The 18,035-nt window shown below is 76.1% G+C and carries 11 protein-coding genes; 5 read left to right on the top strand and 6 right to left on the bottom strand.

Annotation, left to right across the window (positions count from 1 at the left end):
* Positions 1-37: 37 nt before the first annotated feature.
* Genes Q2K16_RS02390 through Q2K16_RS02375 form a run of 4 tightly spaced genes read right to left on the bottom strand, consistent with a single transcriptional unit; the run spans position 38 to position 12,550 of the window.
* The gene (locus Q2K16_RS02390) at positions 38-3,574 is read right to left on the bottom strand and encodes an amino acid adenylation domain-containing protein (RefSeq protein ID WP_302743313.1); all 3,537 of its coding nucleotides are present in this window, start codon (positions 3,572-3,574) and stop codon (positions 38-40) included.
* Positions 3,571-5,919, bottom strand: coding sequence for a lantibiotic dehydratase (locus Q2K16_RS02385; RefSeq protein ID WP_302743312.1), 2,349 nt, complete (start codon positions 5,917-5,919; stop codon positions 3,571-3,573). The genes Q2K16_RS02390 and Q2K16_RS02385 overlap by 4 nt, the downstream gene beginning before the upstream one ends.
* On the bottom strand, positions 5,916-9,050 hold the full coding sequence (locus tag Q2K16_RS02380) for a thioesterase domain-containing protein (RefSeq protein WP_302743311.1): 3,135 nt from the start codon (positions 9,048-9,050) through the stop codon (positions 5,916-5,918). The genes Q2K16_RS02385 and Q2K16_RS02380 overlap by 4 nt, the downstream gene beginning before the upstream one ends.
* Positions 9,047-12,550, bottom strand: coding sequence for an AMP-binding protein (locus Q2K16_RS02375; protein ID WP_302743310.1), 3,504 nt, complete (start codon positions 12,548-12,550; stop codon positions 9,047-9,049). The genes Q2K16_RS02380 and Q2K16_RS02375 overlap by 4 nt, the downstream gene beginning before the upstream one ends.
* A gap of 422 nt (positions 12,551-12,972) precedes the next feature.
* Here Q2K16_RS02375 and Q2K16_RS02370 point away from each other — a divergent pair, with 422 nt between their 5' ends.
* The 3 genes from Q2K16_RS02370 to Q2K16_RS02360 all read left to right on the top strand — a co-directional run bounded on the left by Q2K16_RS02370 (position 12,973) and on the right by Q2K16_RS02360 (position 14,940).
* Positions 12,973-13,401 (top strand): CBS domain-containing protein, encoded by a 429-nt coding sequence (locus Q2K16_RS02370; RefSeq protein WP_302743309.1) that lies wholly within the window; start codon positions 12,973-12,975, stop codon positions 13,399-13,401.
* A 219-nt stretch (positions 13,402-13,620) separates the two neighbouring features.
* Positions 13,621-14,235 carry a methyltransferase domain-containing protein gene (locus Q2K16_RS02365; protein WP_302743308.1) on the top strand — a complete coding sequence of 205 codons (615 nt, stop codon included), beginning with the start codon at positions 13,621-13,623 and terminating at the stop codon, positions 14,233-14,235.
* 99 nt (positions 14,236-14,334) lie between these two features.
* Entirely contained in the window at positions 14,335-14,940 is a 606-nt protein-coding gene (locus tag Q2K16_RS02360) for a class I SAM-dependent methyltransferase (RefSeq protein WP_302743307.1), read from the top strand.
* A gap of 34 nt (positions 14,941-14,974) precedes the next feature.
* On the opposite strand, the gene eccB is transcribed toward Q2K16_RS02360, so the two are convergent.
* Entirely contained in the window at positions 14,975-16,357 is a 1,383-nt protein-coding gene (gene eccB / locus Q2K16_RS02355; RefSeq protein WP_302743306.1) for a type VII secretion protein EccB, read from the bottom strand.
* 203 nt (positions 16,358-16,560) lie between these two features.
* On the opposite strand from eccB, the gene Q2K16_RS02350 reads away from it, so the two are divergent.
* Positions 16,561-17,289 (top strand): polyamine aminopropyltransferase, encoded by a 729-nt coding sequence (locus Q2K16_RS02350; protein WP_302743305.1) that lies wholly within the window; start codon positions 16,561-16,563, stop codon positions 17,287-17,289.
* Positions 17,290-17,365: 76 nt separating this feature from the next.
* A complete protein-coding gene (locus Q2K16_RS02345; protein WP_145920419.1) occupies positions 17,366-17,545 on the top strand; it encodes a hypothetical protein in 180 nt (59 codons plus the stop codon).
* 43 nt (positions 17,546-17,588) lie between these two features.
* On the opposite strand, the gene Q2K16_RS02340 is transcribed toward Q2K16_RS02345, so the two are convergent.
* A complete protein-coding gene (locus tag Q2K16_RS02340; protein WP_302743304.1) occupies positions 17,589-17,909 on the bottom strand; it encodes a DMT family transporter in 321 nt (106 codons plus the stop codon).
* Positions 17,910-18,035 lie beyond the last annotated feature (126 nt).

Genomic DNA, 18,035 nt, shown 5'->3' with positions numbered 1-18,035 from the left:
AAGGTGCCGCCCGCGGGCGGTGGGGAGGGAGGCGTCGTCACTGGTGGTGCGGTCGGCGGGGTGGCGGGGTACGACGGGTCCGGCCGCGCCGGGCGGCGGCGCGCAACGCGGCGCGGGCCAGCTCGGGTCGGTCGGCGGCCCCGTCGAGGCTGGCGGCGAGCGCCCGGACGGTGGGGTGCCGGAACAGGTCGAGCATGGTGATCGACCTGCCGGTGGCGGCGGTGAGCCGGGCGTGCACCGCCGCCAGGGCCAGCGAGTGCCCGCCGATGTCGAAGAAGTTGTCGGCGACCCCGACCCGGTCGCGTTCCAGCACCTGCCGCCAGATGCCGGCGATCAGCTCCTCGGTCTCGGTCAGCTCGTCCGGCCCGGTCGGCACCGGCGCGACCGGGGCCGGGGCGGTGGCGGCCACGGTCATCGCGCCCAGCGCCGCGACCCGGACGGTCGGCCGGGGCAGCGCCACGGCGACCGTGCCGGCCGGGGTGTCCGGGTCGGCGGCGAGCGCGCCGACCAGGTCGGCGAGGTCGGCCAGGAGCGCGTCGATCCGGTCGGCGTCGAACAGGTCCGGGTTGTAGACCGCGTCCACCCCGCACCGGCCGTCGCGCTGCACCACGTAGACGGTGACGTCGAACGGGGAGCCGGGCTTGGGCACCGGCAGCGCCTCGGCGGTCAGCCCGGTCAGCGTCAGCCGGGGCGCGGTGAAGTTGAGCACGTTGAACAGCACCTGCACCAGGGGCGCCCGGGAGGTTTCCCGGCCGACGCCGAGGGTCTCGACGAGCTTCTCCAGCGGCGCGCCCGGGTGGGCGGTCGCCTCGTGCAGTTCGGCGGCGCACCTGTCGACCAGTTCGGCGAAGCCGGCCCCGCCGGCCGTGCCGTCGGGGCCGGTGCGCAGCCGCACCGGGACGGTGTCGATGAAGAAGCCGACCACGTCGTCGAAGGCGGCCAGGCGGCGGTCGGCGACGATCGCCCCGACCACATGGTCGTCGCCGCCGGTGAGCCGGCGCAGCAGTTCGGCGAACCCGGCCAGCAGCACCGCCGCGACGGTGCTGCCGCGCCGCTCGGCTAGGTCCCGCACCGCCCGGTCGGCGGTGGCGGTCAGGGTCACCGCCGCCTCCGCGCCCGCGTACGTCTGCACGGCCGGGCGGGGGCGGTCGCGGGGCAGGTCCAGCACGGTCGGCACGCCCCGCAGGTGCTCCGCCCACCAGGTGAGGTCGGCGGGGCCCTGCCTGCGGTCCCGCGCGTCGCGCCACACCGCGTAGTCGGCGTATGAGGCGGTGAGCGGCGGCAGGGCCGGCGAGGTGCCGGCGACGGCGTGCGCGTACCCGGTGGCCAGGTCGGCGTAGAGGACCGCCTCGGACCAGCCGTCGAAGACCGCGTGGTGCATGGTCATCGCCAGCACGTGCTCGTCGGGGCCGAGCCGGTAGACGGTCACCTGCCAGGGCGGGCCGGTGGCCAGGTCGAACGCGTGCGCGGCACCGGCGGCGAGCATCCGGGCCAGTTCGGCCTCGGCGTCGGCGCGGCCGGTCAGGTCGACCACCGGCACGGCCACGTCGGTCGGTTCCTCGCACACCGCGTAGGGCACCCCGGCGGTCTGCGGGATGCGCCAGCGCAGCACGTCGTGCCGGGTGGCCACGGCCCGCAGCGCCGCGCCGAGCGCCCCGGTGTCCAGTGGGCCGCGCAGCCGGTGCGCGACCGCGATGTTGTAGGGGGCGCTGGAGGGGGCGAGTTGGTCGACGAACCACAACCGACGCTGCGGCGGGGACAGCGTCGGCGGGTTGCCGGTGGTCAGGCCGTCGGCGGCGGCGGGCGCGGCGGCCCGCAGCCGGGCGGCCAGCGCGGCCGGGGTGCGCCCGGCCAGCACGTCCCGGGTGTCGACGTGCCGGCCCAGTTCGGCGCGGAGCGCGGCGACCAGCCGCATCGCGGCGATGGAGTTGCCGCCGGCGGCGAGGAAGTCGGTGTCCGGGGCGGGTGCCGTGCCGAGCAGCCGGGTCCAGGCGCGCCGGACGGCCCGCTCGACCGGGTCGGTCGGCTCGTCGGTCGGTTCGCCGGCGGGGGCGGCGGTCAGGGCGGCGTCGGCCAGGGCACGCAGCGCCGGCCGGTCCAGCTTGCCGGTGGTGGCGCTGACCGGCAGGTCGTCGCGGCGCAGCAGCCGCGCCGGCAGCATCGCGGCGGTCAACCGCCCTCCGGCGTACGCCCGGACGGCGTCGTCGTCGGGCGCGGTGGCCGGGGTGAGGAAGGCGACCAGTTCGGTTCCGGCCGGGCCGGGCACCGCCTCGACGGCCACCCGGTCGACGCCGGGCACGGCGGCCAGCCCGGCCTCCACCTCGCCCAGTTCGATCCGCTGGCCCCGGATCTTGACCTGCCGGTCGGCCCGGCCGAGGTAGACGATCCGCCCGTCGTCGGCCTGCCGGACGAGGTCGCCGGTGCGGTAGAGCCGCTCGCCGGGCAGCCCGGAGAACGGGTCGGGGACGAACCGGTCGGCGGTCAGGCCGGGCCGGTTGAGGTAGCCGTCGGCCAGCCCCGGCCCGCCGATCAGCAGCTCCCCGGTCTGCCCCGGCGGTACCGCCCGCAGCGCGTCGTCCACCACGTACGCCCGGTGGTTGGGCAGCGGCAGCCCGATCGGCACCGGGTCGGTGTCGGCGGCGGTCAGGTCGCCGCTGACCGCCAGCACGGTGGTCTCGGTGGGGCCGTAGCCGTTGAGCAGCCGTCGTCCCGGCGCCCAGCGGGCGGCCAGGTCGGCGGGGACGGCCTCGCCGCCGCAGAGCACCGTCCGCCAGCCGGGCACCCGCGCCGGGTCCAGCATGGACAGCACGGTCGGGGTGATGAAGCCCCAGTTCACGTCGTGGGCGGCGATGAACCGGGCCAGCCGGTCCGGGTCGGACCGGTCGTCGCCGCCGAGCAGTTGCACGCTGCCGCCGAGCAGCAGTGGGACGAACAGGTCGATGCTGGCCGCGTCGAAGCCGAGGGAGGCGATGCCGAGGCTGCGCACCCCGGCGTCGGCGGCGGCGAGCGCGGCGCAGCCGGTGACGAACTCCACCACGTTGCGGTGGGTGGTCAGCACCCCCTTGGGCCGGCCGGTGGAGCCGGAGGTGAACAGCACGTACGCCGGGTCGCCGGCCCGCGCCGGGCAGGGTGCCAGCGGGGCCGGACCGGTGGCGGTGACCACCTCGATTCCGGGGGTGTCGGCGAACTCGACAGCCGCCGCGTCGCCGACCACCAGCGTCACCCCGGCGTCGGCGGCGATCTCCCGTAGCCGCTGCCGGGGGCCACCGGGCTCCAGCGGCACGTAGCAGCCGCCGGCGAGCAGCACGCCGAGGACGTCGACCACGAGGTCGGGGCGGCGGTGGGCGCAGATGCCCACCCGGGTCTGCCGGCCCACCCCCCGGGCCCGCAGGGCGGCGGCGAGGCCGGCCGCCCGGCCTACCAGTTCCCGGTAGGTGAGCCGGTCGTCCCACTGGCGCACCGCCACCGCGTCCGGGCAGCGGGCCGCCCGCTCGACGATCAGGTCGGCAAGCGTGCCGTCCGGCCAGGGCAGGGCCTGCCCGGCGAGGGCGCTGACGGTCAGGATGTCGGTCACTGCACTCCCCGTACGGTGGCGGGGTCGGCTCCCCGGTGGCTGGCGGGTTCGACGCCCGGGTAGGTGGCCGGGTCGGTGATCAGCAGACGCAGTTCGCTGACGTGGCCCCGGCCCGCCGCGTCGGGCACCCAGCTGTCGGCCGGGGTGGGCAGCAGCTCGGTGACGACCAGCGGGACGTCCGGGCCGGTCCGGGCGGCGGCATCGACCATGGCGCACAGCGACTGGGCGTACAGCGGGCCGGTCAGGTCGACGTAGCAGGGTTTGACCTCGGTGCCGACCTTGACGAACACCCGCTCGGGCAGGTCGGCGGCGGCCCGGAAGCGGCGTACCGCGAGGTAGCGGGCCGTCTCGTCGGGGTGCCCGGCCAGGCCGCTGGACCCCACCGTGGTCCGCCAGGTGCGGCGGGCCACCACCAGCCGGTCGATGACGATCCGGGGCGTGTGCGGGGCCGGGTCGAGCAGCTTGAACGCGTCCAGCATCAGCGCGCCGAGGACCTGGGCGAAGACCTCCACCAGCGGCCAGCGGGCACCGTCGGGGAAGACCGCGACCAGTTCGTCGCCGTCGTAGGCGACGGTGACGGCGGTGGACGCCACCAGCCGGTCGACGTCGGCCCCCTGCGCGGTGTCGATGCCCAGCTCACGGTCGGTGGGCCCGGGCAGGCCGTAGGTGGTGCGGGTGGCCCGCCGGGGGAAGCTCTCCGGCCACAGCACCCGCAGCCGGGTCGGGCCGAGGTCGGTGTCGAAGTCCGCCCGCAGCGCCGCCGGGTCGGGGTGGAACATGCTGAGCACCGCGCTGTCGAAGGCGATCGCGGCCGGATGCAGCTCGCCGAGGACCAGCAGGAACTCTCCCCGCGCAAACGCCTGCGGGGAGGCGGCGGCGATCTGCACGTCGGGGTTGTGCAGCCGGGCCGACGGCCAGCCGGGCCGGTCGGCGGGAAAGACGGTGGGCACCTGCCCGGCCAGGTCGGCGGCGGACAGCCGCAGCTCGACGCAGTCCGCCGGCAGGTCCCGCAGGCCGAACAGCCGGGCCCACCGCTCGGTGAGTTCGGCCCCCGCGGTGGCGACCGGCCCATGCGGGGCGACAAGCGTGCCCTGGGCCAGCGACCAGATGTCGGCCAGCCGGACCGGCCCGTCGGCGGCCAGCTCGTCGTGGAGTTCGGCCAGCAGGGCGCTGACCCCGACGCCGATCTCGGCGGTCAGCCAGCGGGCGGCCTGCAACACCACTGCCAGCGGGGCGGCCAGCGCGTCGAGGACCGGCGCGCCGAGGCGGAACTCCAGGTCCCGGGCGGAGTCCTCGTAGCAGACGGTGCGGCCGGCGTACATCTGGCCACGGTGGCGGGTGGCGGGCCGGCCGGTGACGGCGGTGAACTCGGCGTTGAGGCGGGCCAGCGCGGCGGCGAGCCGGTCCGGGTCACCGGCGGCGGCGGCGACCTCGTCCCGGGCCGTCCGCAGCCTGTCGAACCCGGCGGCGGCCGCGGCGCGGGCCGTGTCGTCGCCGATCGCGGCGATCCGGTCGGCGAGCACCCGTTCGGCGTCCGGGCTGACCGGCAGGTTGGCCCCCCAGGAGAGGTGTCCCCGCTCGACCCAGCGGTCCAGCAGCAGGTAGCCGTCGTCGACGCGGTGCACGAGCCCGTCGGCGTGCAGCCGCCGGACCAGCTCGACGGCGGGGGTCCGGCCGTCGCAGTCGGCCAACAGCCGGGCCTCGGTGGCGGTCAGCGTGATCGGCGGGTGCAGCGGCCGGCGCAGCCGGCGGTCCTCGACGGTCAGGTGCGGTTGCCGCATCGGGGCCCACCACCGGCGTACGGCGAGGTCGTCGGCGAGCCGGTCGGCGTACTCGGTCAGCGCCCACGCCTCGAAGAACACCTGTCGGCGGGTGACCAGGGTCGGGCCGGGGCGCAGCTCGACGCCCGGGTGGGCGGGGTCGAACACGCCCCAGCAGACCGGGCCGAAGAAGCCGATCGTCTCGGCCTTTCCGCAGTACCGCTGCCAGTAGCGCAGCAGGCGGGCCTCGCGTTTGCGGCGGGGGGAGTTGCGCACCGCCGGATCGGTGCGCAGCAGCCCGTCCAGCGCCGCCAGCATGTCCGGGTTCTGCCAGGTGATCGCCTCCCGCAGCAGCGGGTCGGCGGCGATCTCCCCGGCGGCGGTCGAGGACTCCAGGAGGGCCGCGCCGAGGAGCTTGCCGAAGACCTCCGGCGGGACCTCACCGGCGAGCACACCGTCGGCGGCGGCGGCCGTGTCGGGGGCGGCGAACCGGTCGAGCCCGGCGGCGGGGAAGCCGGCGCTGCGCAGCACCACGTCCCGCCACACCGACCAGCCGGTGCCGCCCAGGGGTATCAGGTGGCTCATCGGGTGGCCTCCCCGGCGGGGGCGTCGACGATCTGCAACCGCAGCTCGCTGAAGTAGCGCCGGCCGGCGGCGTCGGGCACCCACGCCTGGTCGGGGGTGGGCAGCATCTCGCTGACCACCAGGGAGACCCCGTCGCCGCCGTCGACCCGGGCGGCCCGGACCATGGCGCAGAGCATGTTGGCGAAGGCGGGGCTGCTCAGGTCGACGAAGCAGGGCTTGGTCTCGGTGCCGAGCTTGACGTAGACCTGCTCCGGCAGGCCCAGCTGCCGCCGCCAGGCCCGGACGGCGAGGTAGCGGTCGCGTTCCCCACGCGCGTCGGCGAATCCGCACTCCCCGACGGTGGTCCGCCACGTCGCACGCGCCACCACCAGGTTGTCCAGCACGATCCGGGGCGTACGGGGCGCGGCGGCGACCAGCTTGAACCCGTCGACGGCGTGGGCGCTGAGCAACTCGGCGAAGATCTCCACCAGCGGCCACCGCTGCCCGTCGCCGGCGGTCGCGACCAGTTCGCCCCGCTCGTCGGTGACGGTGAGGTCCACCGTGGGCAGCAGCCGGGCCGGGTCGCCACCGGGCGCGGGCAGGAACGCCAGGTGCCTGTCGGTCGGGCCGGTCAGCGCCTCGGCGGTACGACTGGTCCGGCGCGGCCAGTCGGTCGGGAACAGCAGCCGGACCCGTCGCGCGCCGAGGTCCTCGGCGAGCGCGGCGCGCAGCCGCTCCACGTCCGGGTGCGCGGGGGTGAACACCGAGCAGTCGAACGACGACCAGCCGGCGTGCAGTTCGCCCAGCACGACGGTGTACTCCCCGCGCCGCAGGGCGTCCACGTCGGTGGCGCAGATCTGCAGGTCGGGGCTGTGCAGCAGAGCGTTGGACCAGGCGGGTCGGGCGGCGGGGAAGGTCGCGTCGACCCGGTCGGCGAGGTCGGTGACCCGCAGCCGGACGACCCCGGCGTCGGCGGGCCGGGTGTCCAGCCCGAACAGTCCGGCCCAGCGGGCGGCGAACTCGGCGGCCACCGCGTCGACCGGCCGTTCCCCCTCGCCCCAGAACAGGCCCTGGACCAGGAACCACAGGTCGGACAGGGCGACCGGGCCGTCACCGGCCTCGGCGCGCAACTCCTCGTAGAGCGAGCGGAACACCGCGTCGTACGCCTGCGCCAGCGCCTGCACCAGCCAGCGCGCGGCACGCAGCAGCACGTCGAGCGGGGCGGCGAGGTCGGCCAGCAGGGGTGCGCCGAAGACCGCGTCGAGGTCCCGGCTGGTGTCCTCGTAACAGATGGTGCGGCCGGCGTACATCTGGCCCTCGCGGCGGCGGGGGGCGGCCCCGGTCAGCGCGGTGAAGGTGTCGTCCAGTTCGTCGAGGGCGACCCGCAGCCGGTCGGGGTCGCCGGCCGCGGCGGCGACGGCGTCGCGGGCCGCCCGCAGCCGGTCCCAGCCGGCCTGTGCGGCCAGCCGGGCCGGTTCGTCGCCGATCGCGGCGATCCGGGCGGAGAGCACCGGCTCGGCGTCGGGGCTGACCGGCAGGGCGGCGTCCCAGGTGAGCAGTTCCCGGGCCACCAGCCGGTCCAGCAGGGCGTAGCCGTCCTCGGGCCGGCGCAGCCCGACGGTCGGGTCGGCCACCAGGTCGTACGCCGGCCGGTGGCCGTCGACGGCGGCGAGCAGCGCGGCCTCCACCGGGGACAGCGGGACCGGTGGCCGGCCGGGCCGCCACACCTCCCGGCCCCGGACGCTGAGCTGGGCGCAGAGCCGGGGCGGCCACCAGCGGCGGACCGCCGGGTCGGTGCCGATCCGGTCGGCGTACGCCGACAGCGCCCACGACTCGAACCAGACCCACCGGCGGCGGGTCAGCGCCGCGCCGTGCTCGACGCGGGCCACCTCCGGCTGCTGCGGGTCGACGGTGACCCAGCAGCTCGGGCCGAAGAAGCCGACCGTCTCGTTCTTGCCGGCGTAGCGCTGCCAGTACTTGAGCAGCGCCCGCTCGCGGTCGCGGCGGCGCACGTTGCGGGCCGCGTCGCCGCCGCTGCGGGCCAGCCCGTCCAGGGCGACCAGCGCGCCCCGGTTCTGCCAGGTGACCGCCTCCCGCAGCAGCGGGTCGGCGGCCAGTTCGCTGCACCGGTGCGCGGCGGCGCGGACCGCCTCGGCGAACTCCTTGTCGAACCGGTCCGGTGTGGGGTCGCCGTCGAGCAGGTCGTCGGCGGCTGCGGCGACCTGCGGGGCGGCGAAGCGGGTGAGCCCGTCGGCGGGGAAGCCGGTGCCGCGCAGGATCGCGTCGCGCCACACCGACCAGCCGGTGTCGCCCAGCGGCACCCGGTGGCCGCCGATCCCGCCCCGAGCCGGGGCCGCAGCCGCGCCGACGGCCGGGGTCGCGTCGGGGTGGGCGGGTGCTGCGACGGCGTGGGCGGGTGCTGCGTCAGCGGTGGTCAGGTCGGCGCGGATCAGCCGCAGCAGTTCGGGCAGCCGGTCGTGCAGGAAGAAGTGGCCGCCGTCGAGTTCGTGCAGGGTGAAGCCGGCGGCGGTGTGCTCGGCCCAGGCGGCGCTCTGTTCCCGGCTGACCGCCAGGTCGTGCCGCCCGGCGAACGCCACCACCGGCACCGGCAGCGGCGCTTCGGGCAGGTAGCGGTAGCTGTCGACCCGGCCGAAGTCGGCGCGCAGCAACGGCAGCAGCAGTTCCACCAGCTCCGGGTGGTCCAGCAGGCCGTCGGGCAGGCCACCGCCGGCGGCGAGTCGGCGCAGCAGTTCGTCGTCGTCCACCCGGGACAGTCCGTCGAAGAAACTCACGGCGGTGACGTGCGGGGCGCGGGCACCGCCGACGTACAGCCGCACGGGCAGCTCCCGGCCGGCCCGGCGCAGTTCCCGGACCACCTCGAAGCCGAGCCGCCCGCCCATCGAGTGCCCGTAGATCGCGTACGGGCGGTCGGCCCGGTCGGCGATGGCGGTGGCCAGCTCCGCGACGGTGAAGTCCGGGTCGTCGCCGATCCGGTTCTCCCGGCCGGGCAGCTGCACCGGCAGCACCTCCACGTCGGGGCCGGCCTCCTGCTGCCAGCGGCGGAACGCGCTGGCTCCGCCCCCGGCGTACGGCAGGCAGAACAACTGCGCCGGTGCCTGGGGTCGGCTTCCGGGCGAGACGTACCAGTTCACCGTGCGCCTCTCTGCGGTGGGTCGATCCAGTGCCGCCGGCGCTGGAAGGGGTAGCCGGGCAGTCCGGTGCGCCGGACGGCGCCCTCGGGGTGCAGCGCGGCCCAGTCGACGTCGCGGCCGGCCACCCAGCCGGCGGCCAGGTCACGCAGCGCCCCCGGCGCACCGGCCACGGTGGCGTCGGTGGCGAGCAGTTCGTCCAGTCCGGCGACCGCCTCGGCCAGGTCGGCGGCCACCACGGCGGCCCGCCTGGCGAAGGACCGCCGGCCCAGCGCCAGGGTGGCGGCCACCTCGGGCAGCGCCGGTCCGACGCCGGCGAGGTGGTGCCGCAGCCGGGTCAGCGCCGCCCGCAACGCCTGCGGGGTACGTGCCGACACCGGCAGCAGCCAGGCCCGTGGGGGCGACGGCTCGGCCGGTACGGCAGGTGGCGGCTGTTCCACGACCACGTGCGCGTTGGTGCCGCCGAGCCCGAACGCGCTGACCCCGGCCACCCGGCGCGGCGCGTCCGGCCAGTCCCGCGCCTTGGTCGGCACGTAGAACGGGCCGCCGGCCAGGTCGATCTCGGGGTGCGGGCGGGTGAAGTGCAGGTTGGGCGGGATCACCCCGTGCTGGACGGCGAGCACCGTCTTGATCAGCCCGGCGATGCCGGCCCCGGCGTCGAGGTGACCGATGTTGGTCTTCACCGCGCCGAGCGCGCAGGACTCGGCGGGGGCGGCTCCGCCGTACACCTCGTGCAGGGCGGCGACCTCGATGGCGTCGCCCAGCGGCGTACCGCTGCCGTGGGCCTCGATGAAGCGGACCTCGCCGGGGGCGACCTCGGCGGCGGCCAGGGCGTTCGCGACGGCGGCGGCCTGGCCGGCGGGTCCGGGCACCGCGAAGCCGGCCCGGTCGGGGCCGTCGTTGGTGACCGCCCAGCCGGGCAGGACGGCGTAGATCCGGTCCCCGTCGGCCTGGGCGTCGGCGAGCCGGCGCAGCGCGACCACGCCGACCCCGGAACCGAAACCGGAGCCCGCGGCGGCCTCGTCGAAGGCGCGGCAGCGGCCGTCCGGGGAGGCCAGCCCGCCGGGGGTGGCCCGGTAGCGGGGCCAGGTGACGTTGACCCCGCCGGCGAGGGCGATGTCGCACTGGTAGTCGGCGAGGCTCTGGGCGGCGACGCAGACCGCGACCAGGGAGCTGGAGCAGGCGCTCTGCACGGCCACCGCCGGCCCGGTCAACCCGAGCCGGTACGCCACCTGGCCGGGCAGGTGGTCGGTGGCCTGCCGGCCGATGAGCCGGGCTTCCCAGTCGTCCGGGTCGACGTCGCCGACCACGGCCGGGTTGTCCATCAGGTGGAACAGGAAGTAGCGGTTGGCGGAGGTGGCCGCGTAGACGCCGACCAGTCCGGGGAAGCGGGTCGGGTCGTGCCCGGCGTCCTCCAGCGCCTCCCACGCGGTCTCCAGGAAGAGCCGGTGCTGGGGGTCGGTGCGGGCGGCTTCCTCGTCGCCCATGGCGAAGAACTCGGCGTCGAAGTCGGTGACCCCGTCGAGCCGGCCGGTGGCCCGTACGTGCCGGGGGTCGGCGCGCAGCCGCGGCCCGATGCCGAGGGCGGCCAGCTCGGCGTCGGAGTGGTCGTGCACCGAGTCGACCCCGGCGCAGACGTTCCACCAGAAGGTGGCGGCGTCGGGTGCGCCGGGGAACCGGCCGGCGAGGCCCACCACCACGATCTCGTCGCCGGTGTAGTCGCGGGCGGCGACCGGCGGCGCGGTCGGGGTGGGCAGGGTCGGCGCGGGGACGGGGACGGTGCGTTCCGCCCGGGCCGGCGGCCCGTCGACGCCCGGGTCGAGCAGCCGGGCCTGGGCGGCGATCGTCGGGTGGGCGAACAGCCGCACCATGGGCAGCGTCGTGCCGAACCGGGCGGCGATGCGCTGCTGCACCTGGCCGAGCAGCAGGGACTGTCCGCCGGCGTCGAAGAAGCTCTCCTGCCGGCCGACGGCGTCGCGGCCGAGCACCGTGCACCAGATGTCGTGCACGGCCCGCTCGGTGTCGGTGGCCGGCTCCTGTCCGGCGGGGACCGTCCGGGGCGGGTCGGGCAGCGCCAGCTCGTCGATCTTGCCGGTGACGGTGAGCGGGAACGCGTCGAGGACCAGCACAGCGCGGGGCAGCGCGTAGTCGGGCAGCCGTCGGGCGAGGGCGGCGCGCAGCGCCGCCGGGTCGAGATGGCCGCCGGCCGGCACGGCGTACGCCAGCAGTGTCCCGTCGCGGGCGATGGCGCGGACGGCGGCGACGCCGGGCTGCGCGGCGAGGGCCGCCTCGACCTCGGTCAGCTCGACCCGGAACCCACGGACCTTGACCTGGCGGTCGAGCCGGCCGAGGCAGAGCAGCTCCCCGCCGGGCAGCAACGCGCCCAGGTCGCCTGTGGCGTAGGTGGGCGTCCCGTCGGGGTCGACGCCGAACCGGTCGCTGTGCTGGCCGAGGTAGCCGGGGGCGAGGTGCGGGCTGTGCACCACGATCTCGCCGGAGTCGGCCAGCCGCAGCGTGTAGCCGGGCAGCGCCGTGCCGATCGGCAGCGGGCCGGTGCCGGTCGGGTCGGCTTCGGCCAGCGGCAGCGCGTGCCGGGCCGCGAACGTCATCTCGGTGGCGCCGTAGCCGTTGACCAGCACGCATCCCGGGGCGAACCGGTCGCGGCCCCGGGCGGCGTCGGCGGCGGTGGCCTGCTCGCCGCCGAGCAGCACCACCCGGATGCTGTCCAGCCGCCGCTCGCCGAGGGTGTCGAGCAGGAACCGGTAGACCGTCGGGGTGGAGTGGTAGACGGTGACCCGGTGCCGGGCGAGCTGCCCGACGGCGTACGAGAGGCCGTGCCGCCGCAGGTCGACCGGGACGACGGCGGCCCCGGTGAGCAGGGCCGGGTAGAGGTCGGGGATGGCCGCGTCGAAGCTGAACGAGGCGAGCAGGCTGAGCCGGTCGGTCGGGCCGATCGCCAGGGTGCGGATCTGGTTGTCGACGACGTGCCGCAGGTTGCGGTGGGTCTGCGCGACGGCTTTGGGGGTGCCGGTGGAGCCGGAGGTGAACAGCACGTAGGCCGGGCTGTCGGGGTCGACCGGGAGGGGGTGCAGCCCGGCGGTGGCGGTCGGGTCGAGGACCAGCACGGCGGTGCCGGGTCGGGTGGCGCAGAGGGCCTCGGCGAGGTCGCGGTGGTCGGGGGCGCAGGCGATGACGCGTACGTCGGCGGCGGCAAGCATGTGCCGGAGCCGGTCGACCGGGAACCCGGGGTCCAGTGGCACGTACACGCCACCGGCGGCGAGGGTGCCGAGGACGGCGGCGATGGTGGCGGCGCCGTGCCCGGTGAGCAGAGCGACCCGGTCGCCGGGGCGGACGCCGGCTGCGGTGAGCGCGACGGCGTGCCCGCCGACGGTGGCGGCCAGGGCGGCGTAGCTGACCTCGTGGGTCTCGCCGAGGATCGCCGGGTGGTCGGTACGGGTGGCCGAGACCTCGGCGAACTGTTGGATGATCGTCGGTTGCGCCATGTCAGCGGATCGGCTCGGCTCCACTGTGGGCAGCCGCGCGGGAACAGCCAATTGTGATCATGATCCCCCCCAGGACTTCACAATGGAAGCAGAATAGGACGACATCCAGCCGAGGAAAGATCATCGATCGGAGTCGGACCGAAGGGCCCACCACCCCCTGAAGATCGGACGGCGAAAATCGGCCGATCATCCCCCTAGCGCGAAAAGGAGTTTCAGCCTAAGTATCTACCGACAAGTAATTTTGCGGTGAAAGAGCCTGCAAACCGGCTATTTTCCATCGTGGACAGCACCTTAACGCCAGGTCAGGTGGGTTGCCGCAGCCGTGGGCCCCCGCCATCCTAGGGTCGCCCGACCACCCGGGACCTCCGGCCCGCCCCGATCCGGTCCTGCCCCCGGCCACCGCCACCCTGGCCGGGGACCTGATGACCGCACCGGCGGTCACCGTCTCCCCCGGCGCGCCCCTGGCACAGGCCGCCCGGACCATGGACCGGCGGGGCGTCAAGCGGCTACCCGTCGTCGACGACCTGGGCCGTCTCGTCGGCATCGTCACCCGGGGCGACCTGCTGCGGGTCCACCTCCGGCCGGACGCCGACATCCGCCGCGACATCGTCACCGACGTGCTGCGCCGGGTGATCGGGGTGCCCGACGGCACGGTCGAGGTGACCGTGCACGGCGGTGTGGTCACCCTCACCGGCCAGCTGGACCGGTGGTCCGCCGTGCACCTGGCGTTGCGCCTCAGCGCGCAGGTCAGCGGCGTGGTCGAGGTGGTCGACGCGCTCGGCTACGCCGTCGACGACGCCCCGCTGGCCGCGCTGCGGGCCGGCGGCGTCACCCCGGCCGGCGTCGCCTGACTCCCGGGCACGGCGTCACCCCGGCCGGCACCCAGGGTCGAACCCCATACCACCCTGCGTCACCAGGGTCGACCCGCCGCCGGTGGGGGCTGACGATGGCCGCCCGGGTCCGTAGCATCTGTCGGGTGTCCGCGTCGGCGCGGGCACCCGACGGCCGGTGGTGTGCCTCCGCACGCGCGCCGGGTGGCGACGTTTCCGCGACGGGCAGAGAGGCCGGCGATGAGTCGAGCAGAGCAGGACACCGCGGCGGGCACCGAGGGTGAGGAGTACACCCAGCGGTTGCAACGCCTCGGTGGCGCGCGCTGGAAGCAGGTGCTCGACGTGCAGGCGCCCTACCGGTGGAACCTCCAGCGGCTCGACCTGGGGCGTACCCTCGACGTCGGCTGCGGCCTCGGCCGCAACCTGGCCAACCTGGGCGAGGGCGCGGTCGGGGTGGACCACAACCCCACCTCGGTGGCGCACGCGCGGGCCGCCGGGCTGGAGGCGTACACGATCGAGGAGTTCCACCAGTCCCCGCACGCCCGGCCCGGCGCCTTCGACGCGCTGCTCGCCGCCCACCTGCTGGAGCACCTGCCCGCCGAGGCGGCCCTGGAGGTCATCTCCAGCTACCTGCCGTTCCTGCGCTCCGGCGGCACGGCGGTCTTCATCACCCCGCAGGAGCGGGGTTACGCCAGCGACGCGACCCACGTCCGGTTCGTCGGGTTCGACGAGGCCGCGCAGGCCGCCCGGGATCTCGGCATGACGGTGGTGAAGCAGTACTCCTTCCCCTTCCCCCGGTCGATGGGCAAGGTCTTCACCTACAACGAGTTCGTCACGGTGGCCCAGCTGCCCTGAGCCCGCCGCGACCGGCCCGGGTCCCGCTCCGGGTCCCCGGGCACGGCGGGAGTGCCGTGGCCCGCCCGGCACGCCGGGCCTGCCGGTTACCGTGGCGGCATGACCAACCCGACCCGGTGGGCGACCGAGACCGGCCCCGAACACTCCCAGTGGTACATCGACCGCTTCCGGCGGCTCGCCGCCGAGGGGGCCGACCTGGCCGGTGAGGCCCGCCTGGTCGACGCGGTCGTGGCCCCCGGCTCGCGCATCCTCGACGCCGGCTGCGGCACCGGACGCGTCGGTGCCGCGCTCGCCGCGCGGGGGCACCGGGTGGTCGGGGTCGACGCCGATCCCGCCCTGGTCGAGGCGGCCCGCACCGACCATCCCGGGCCCCGCTGGCTGGTCGCCGACCTCGCCACGCTGGACCTCGCCGGCGACGGCGAGCCGGAGCCGTTCGACGCCGCCGTGGTCGCCGGCAACGTGATGGCCTTCGTCGCCGCCGGCACCGAACCCGCCGTGCTGACCCGGATCGCCGCCCACCTGCGCCCGGACGGGGTGGTGCTGGTCGGCTTCGGCCTCGACCGGGGCTACCGGCTCGACCACTTCGACAGCGACCTGGCCGCCGCCGGCCTGCGGCTCGAACAGCGCTTCGCCACCTGGGACCTGCGCCCCTGGCGGGACGAGGCGGACTTCGCCGTCAGCCTGCTACGCCGCCCCACCGACTGACCCACCTCCCCGGGAGCGCGCCGGACGCCGCAGGTCAGGACGGGGCGGCGACCGCCCGGGCGGCGACCGGATCGAGGGTGCTGCCGGCGGGAACGAGGCTGACCAGGCCGGCGGGGAGCCGGATCGGGGTGACCCCCCGGTAGCCGAGCATGCCGAGCACCCCCTCGTCGGCGAGCACGTAGCGGCGGCCCAGGTCGGTGACCACCGACACGGTCCCGCCGTCGGCGCCCGGCGCGGCCACCGACTCGACCACCGCGCCGCGCCCCGGCTCGACCAGCACCTGGTCGGCGCGCACGCCAGCCGGGGCGTCGGTGCTGCGGGCGGCGGTGAGATCCGGCACGACCGGGTCGATCCGCACCTCGCCGACCGTGCCGTCGTCGCCGATCCGGGCGCAGAGTGCGCCGCCGTCGACGCCGGCCAGGCGGGGCGGTGCCGGTGGTGGCGCGGTCGGCCCGGTCGGCACCAGATCGGGCAGCTTGGGCGACGCGGCGAACCGGCCCAGGCTGATCGGGGCCGGCTCGTCCTGACCGGTGCGGGCCATCAGCAGCGCCGCCTGGAGTTCGGTGATGCCGGCCAGGCCGTCGCGCCCGGCGACCGCGTACTGCCGGCCACCGCCGGAGTTGCGGACCAGGAAGACGTCCCCGACCGTGGCGTCGGTGACCCCGGACGAGGGCTCGCCGAGCCCGGCCAGCGACGGCGGAGCCAGGTCGACGCCCGCCGGCAAGGCGTTGAGCAGCGCCGGAGCGGCGGGGACCGCGCGTTCCCGGGTGGTCGCCAGCGCGGCGAGCACCCGGGCGGTGTCGCGCAGCAGGTGCCGGCGCTGGTGCCAGATCAGGTGCAGCCCGCCGTCGGGGTGCCGGACCAGCACCGCCTCCTCGGTGAGCGGTCGCCCACCGGTCGCCTCCCAGCCGATCAGCAATGCCGAACGGGGTACGGCGCGCGCCGGGTCGGCCGGCTCCCGCGAGCAGACCGTCCACGGCGCGGTGGACAGCCGCCCGGCGGCCGGCAGCGAGTCCGGGGCGTCGGCGATGCCCAGCGGCAGCCCGCGCGGCACCCCCTCGATGGACCGGCGGGACACCAGGACCGTCCGGGACCGGTCCGCCCCGACGATCAGCAGCGCGGAGGCGTAGTTGAGCACCGGGTGCAGCAGGCCGTCGCGGTAGACGAACCGGGCCCCGGACTCCTTCTCGACGATCACCGCGCCGGTGTCGCGCCACGTCGACCCGCCCCCGACGAACAGGCCGTAGAGGGCGCAGCCGCCCAGCCCGATCGCCGCCACCAGGACGCTGGCCAGCCCGGCGCCGGCCAGCCGGCGAAACGGTGACCGCGCCGGGTCGGTCTCCCGCATGACCAGGGCGGCGACGGCCCGCTGCACGGTGAACTGGTAGGAGTGGAGCTGGTCCTGCCGCGACGGCATGGCGTCCCTTCCGCGAGTCCTCGGCGGACAGGATATGCGCTGCGTCGATGTCCTGGGGACCCTGCGTGGTGGCCCGGCGGGGGCCGCCACCGCCCCGCGACGCCTCCCCGGCCCGGCGGACGGGTGCCACCGCGCGCCGATGCCACTGGCGAACCGGTCGTCCCGGTAGCATCCCGGCACGACGACGGTGGAGGGACGGCCCGGTGGGCGTGCGATTCGAGGAACTGGCCTGGCGGGAGACCCCGATCGGCGCCATCAGCCTGCGCCGGCGGCGGGAACCCGCGCTCGACGTGGACGTCTACGAGGTGAAGCTCGACGACGAGTACCTGATGTCCAGCCTCTTCCCGGTCGCCGAGATCGAACTGGCCCGCCTGGGGCTGGCCCCGTTGGGCGACGGGCCGCTCGACGTGGTGGTCGGCGGTCTCGGCCTCGGCTACACCGCCCGGACCGCGCTGGAGGACGCCCGGGTACGCACGGTGCTGGTGGTGGAGACGATCGAGGACGTCATCGACTGGCACCGCCGGCAGTTGCTCCCCTTCGCCGCCGGTCTCGCCCCGGACCCACGGACCCGCTTCGTCCGGGCGGACTTCTTCGCCGCGGTCGCCGACGGCACCGGTCTCGACCCGGACCAGCCGGGCCGCCGGTTCCACGCGGTGCTGCTCGACGTCGACCACTCCCCACGCAACGTGCTGCACCCCAGCCACGCCGCCTTCTACACCCCCGAGGGACTGCGCCGGCTCGCCGACCTGCTGCTGCCCGACGGGGTGTTCGCGCTCTGGTCGGACGATCCGCCGGACGACGCGTTCGGCCGGGTCCTGGCCGAGGTGTTCACCACCTGGCAGGCGCACGTCGTCCCGTTCGCCAACCCGCTGACCGGCGGGGAGTCCGCCAACACCGTCTACGTCGCCCACCGGCGGCCCGACCCGCACTGACCCCCTGTGCCCGTGCGGGGCATAGGGCGGCCCGGAACGGGAAGGCTGCCCGGTCAGTGAGTCACGGGAGGTGGACATGCGGGCCATGCTCTGGGTCGTCGGTGTCGTCGGCGGCGCGCTCATCCTGCTCGGGCTGCTGCTGGAGGCGGTCCGTTGGCTGGCCATCATCGGCCTCGTCGCGCTGCTGGTGGTGATCGTGCTGGCGTTCGTGCGGGGGCGGCAGGTGATGCACAGGCATTCCGCGGGCCGCCGCTAGCAGTCGCGCCGCGGCCGGCCGACCCCGCACCGGGGCGGCCGGCTCAGTGCGCCCCACCGAGGTTGAGGACGACCACTCCCCCGATGATCAGACCCACTCCGACCACCTTCGTCAGGCTCAGCGGCTCGCCGAGGAAGGCCGCGCCGATGGCGACGATCGCGGCGGTGCCGAGCCCGGACCACATCGCGTACGCCACCCCGACCGGGATGTCCCGGACCGCCAGCGCGAGCATGCCGAAGGCCGTCAGGTAGGCCACGGCCAGCCCGACCGTGGGCCAGAGCCGGGTGAACCCCTGCGTCGCCTTGAGCAGGCTGGTGCCGGCCACTTCGGCACCGATCGCGATCAGCAGGAACAGGTAGGCCATCGCACTCCCTCCGCCGGTCCCCCCATGATCCCGCACGGGCGGGCCACCCGCCGCCGTCCCGTCCGGCGTGCGGTGCGCCCGGTCGGGACACCGCGCGGGCCGCCGGGGCGCGGGCGGTACGGGATG

This window comes from Micromonospora cynarisoli, from assembly GCF_030518815.1.
Lineage (GTDB): Bacteria > Actinomycetota > Actinomycetes > Mycobacteriales > Micromonosporaceae > Micromonospora > Micromonospora wenchangensis.
This window is presented reverse-complemented; position numbering and strand designations above follow the sequence as displayed.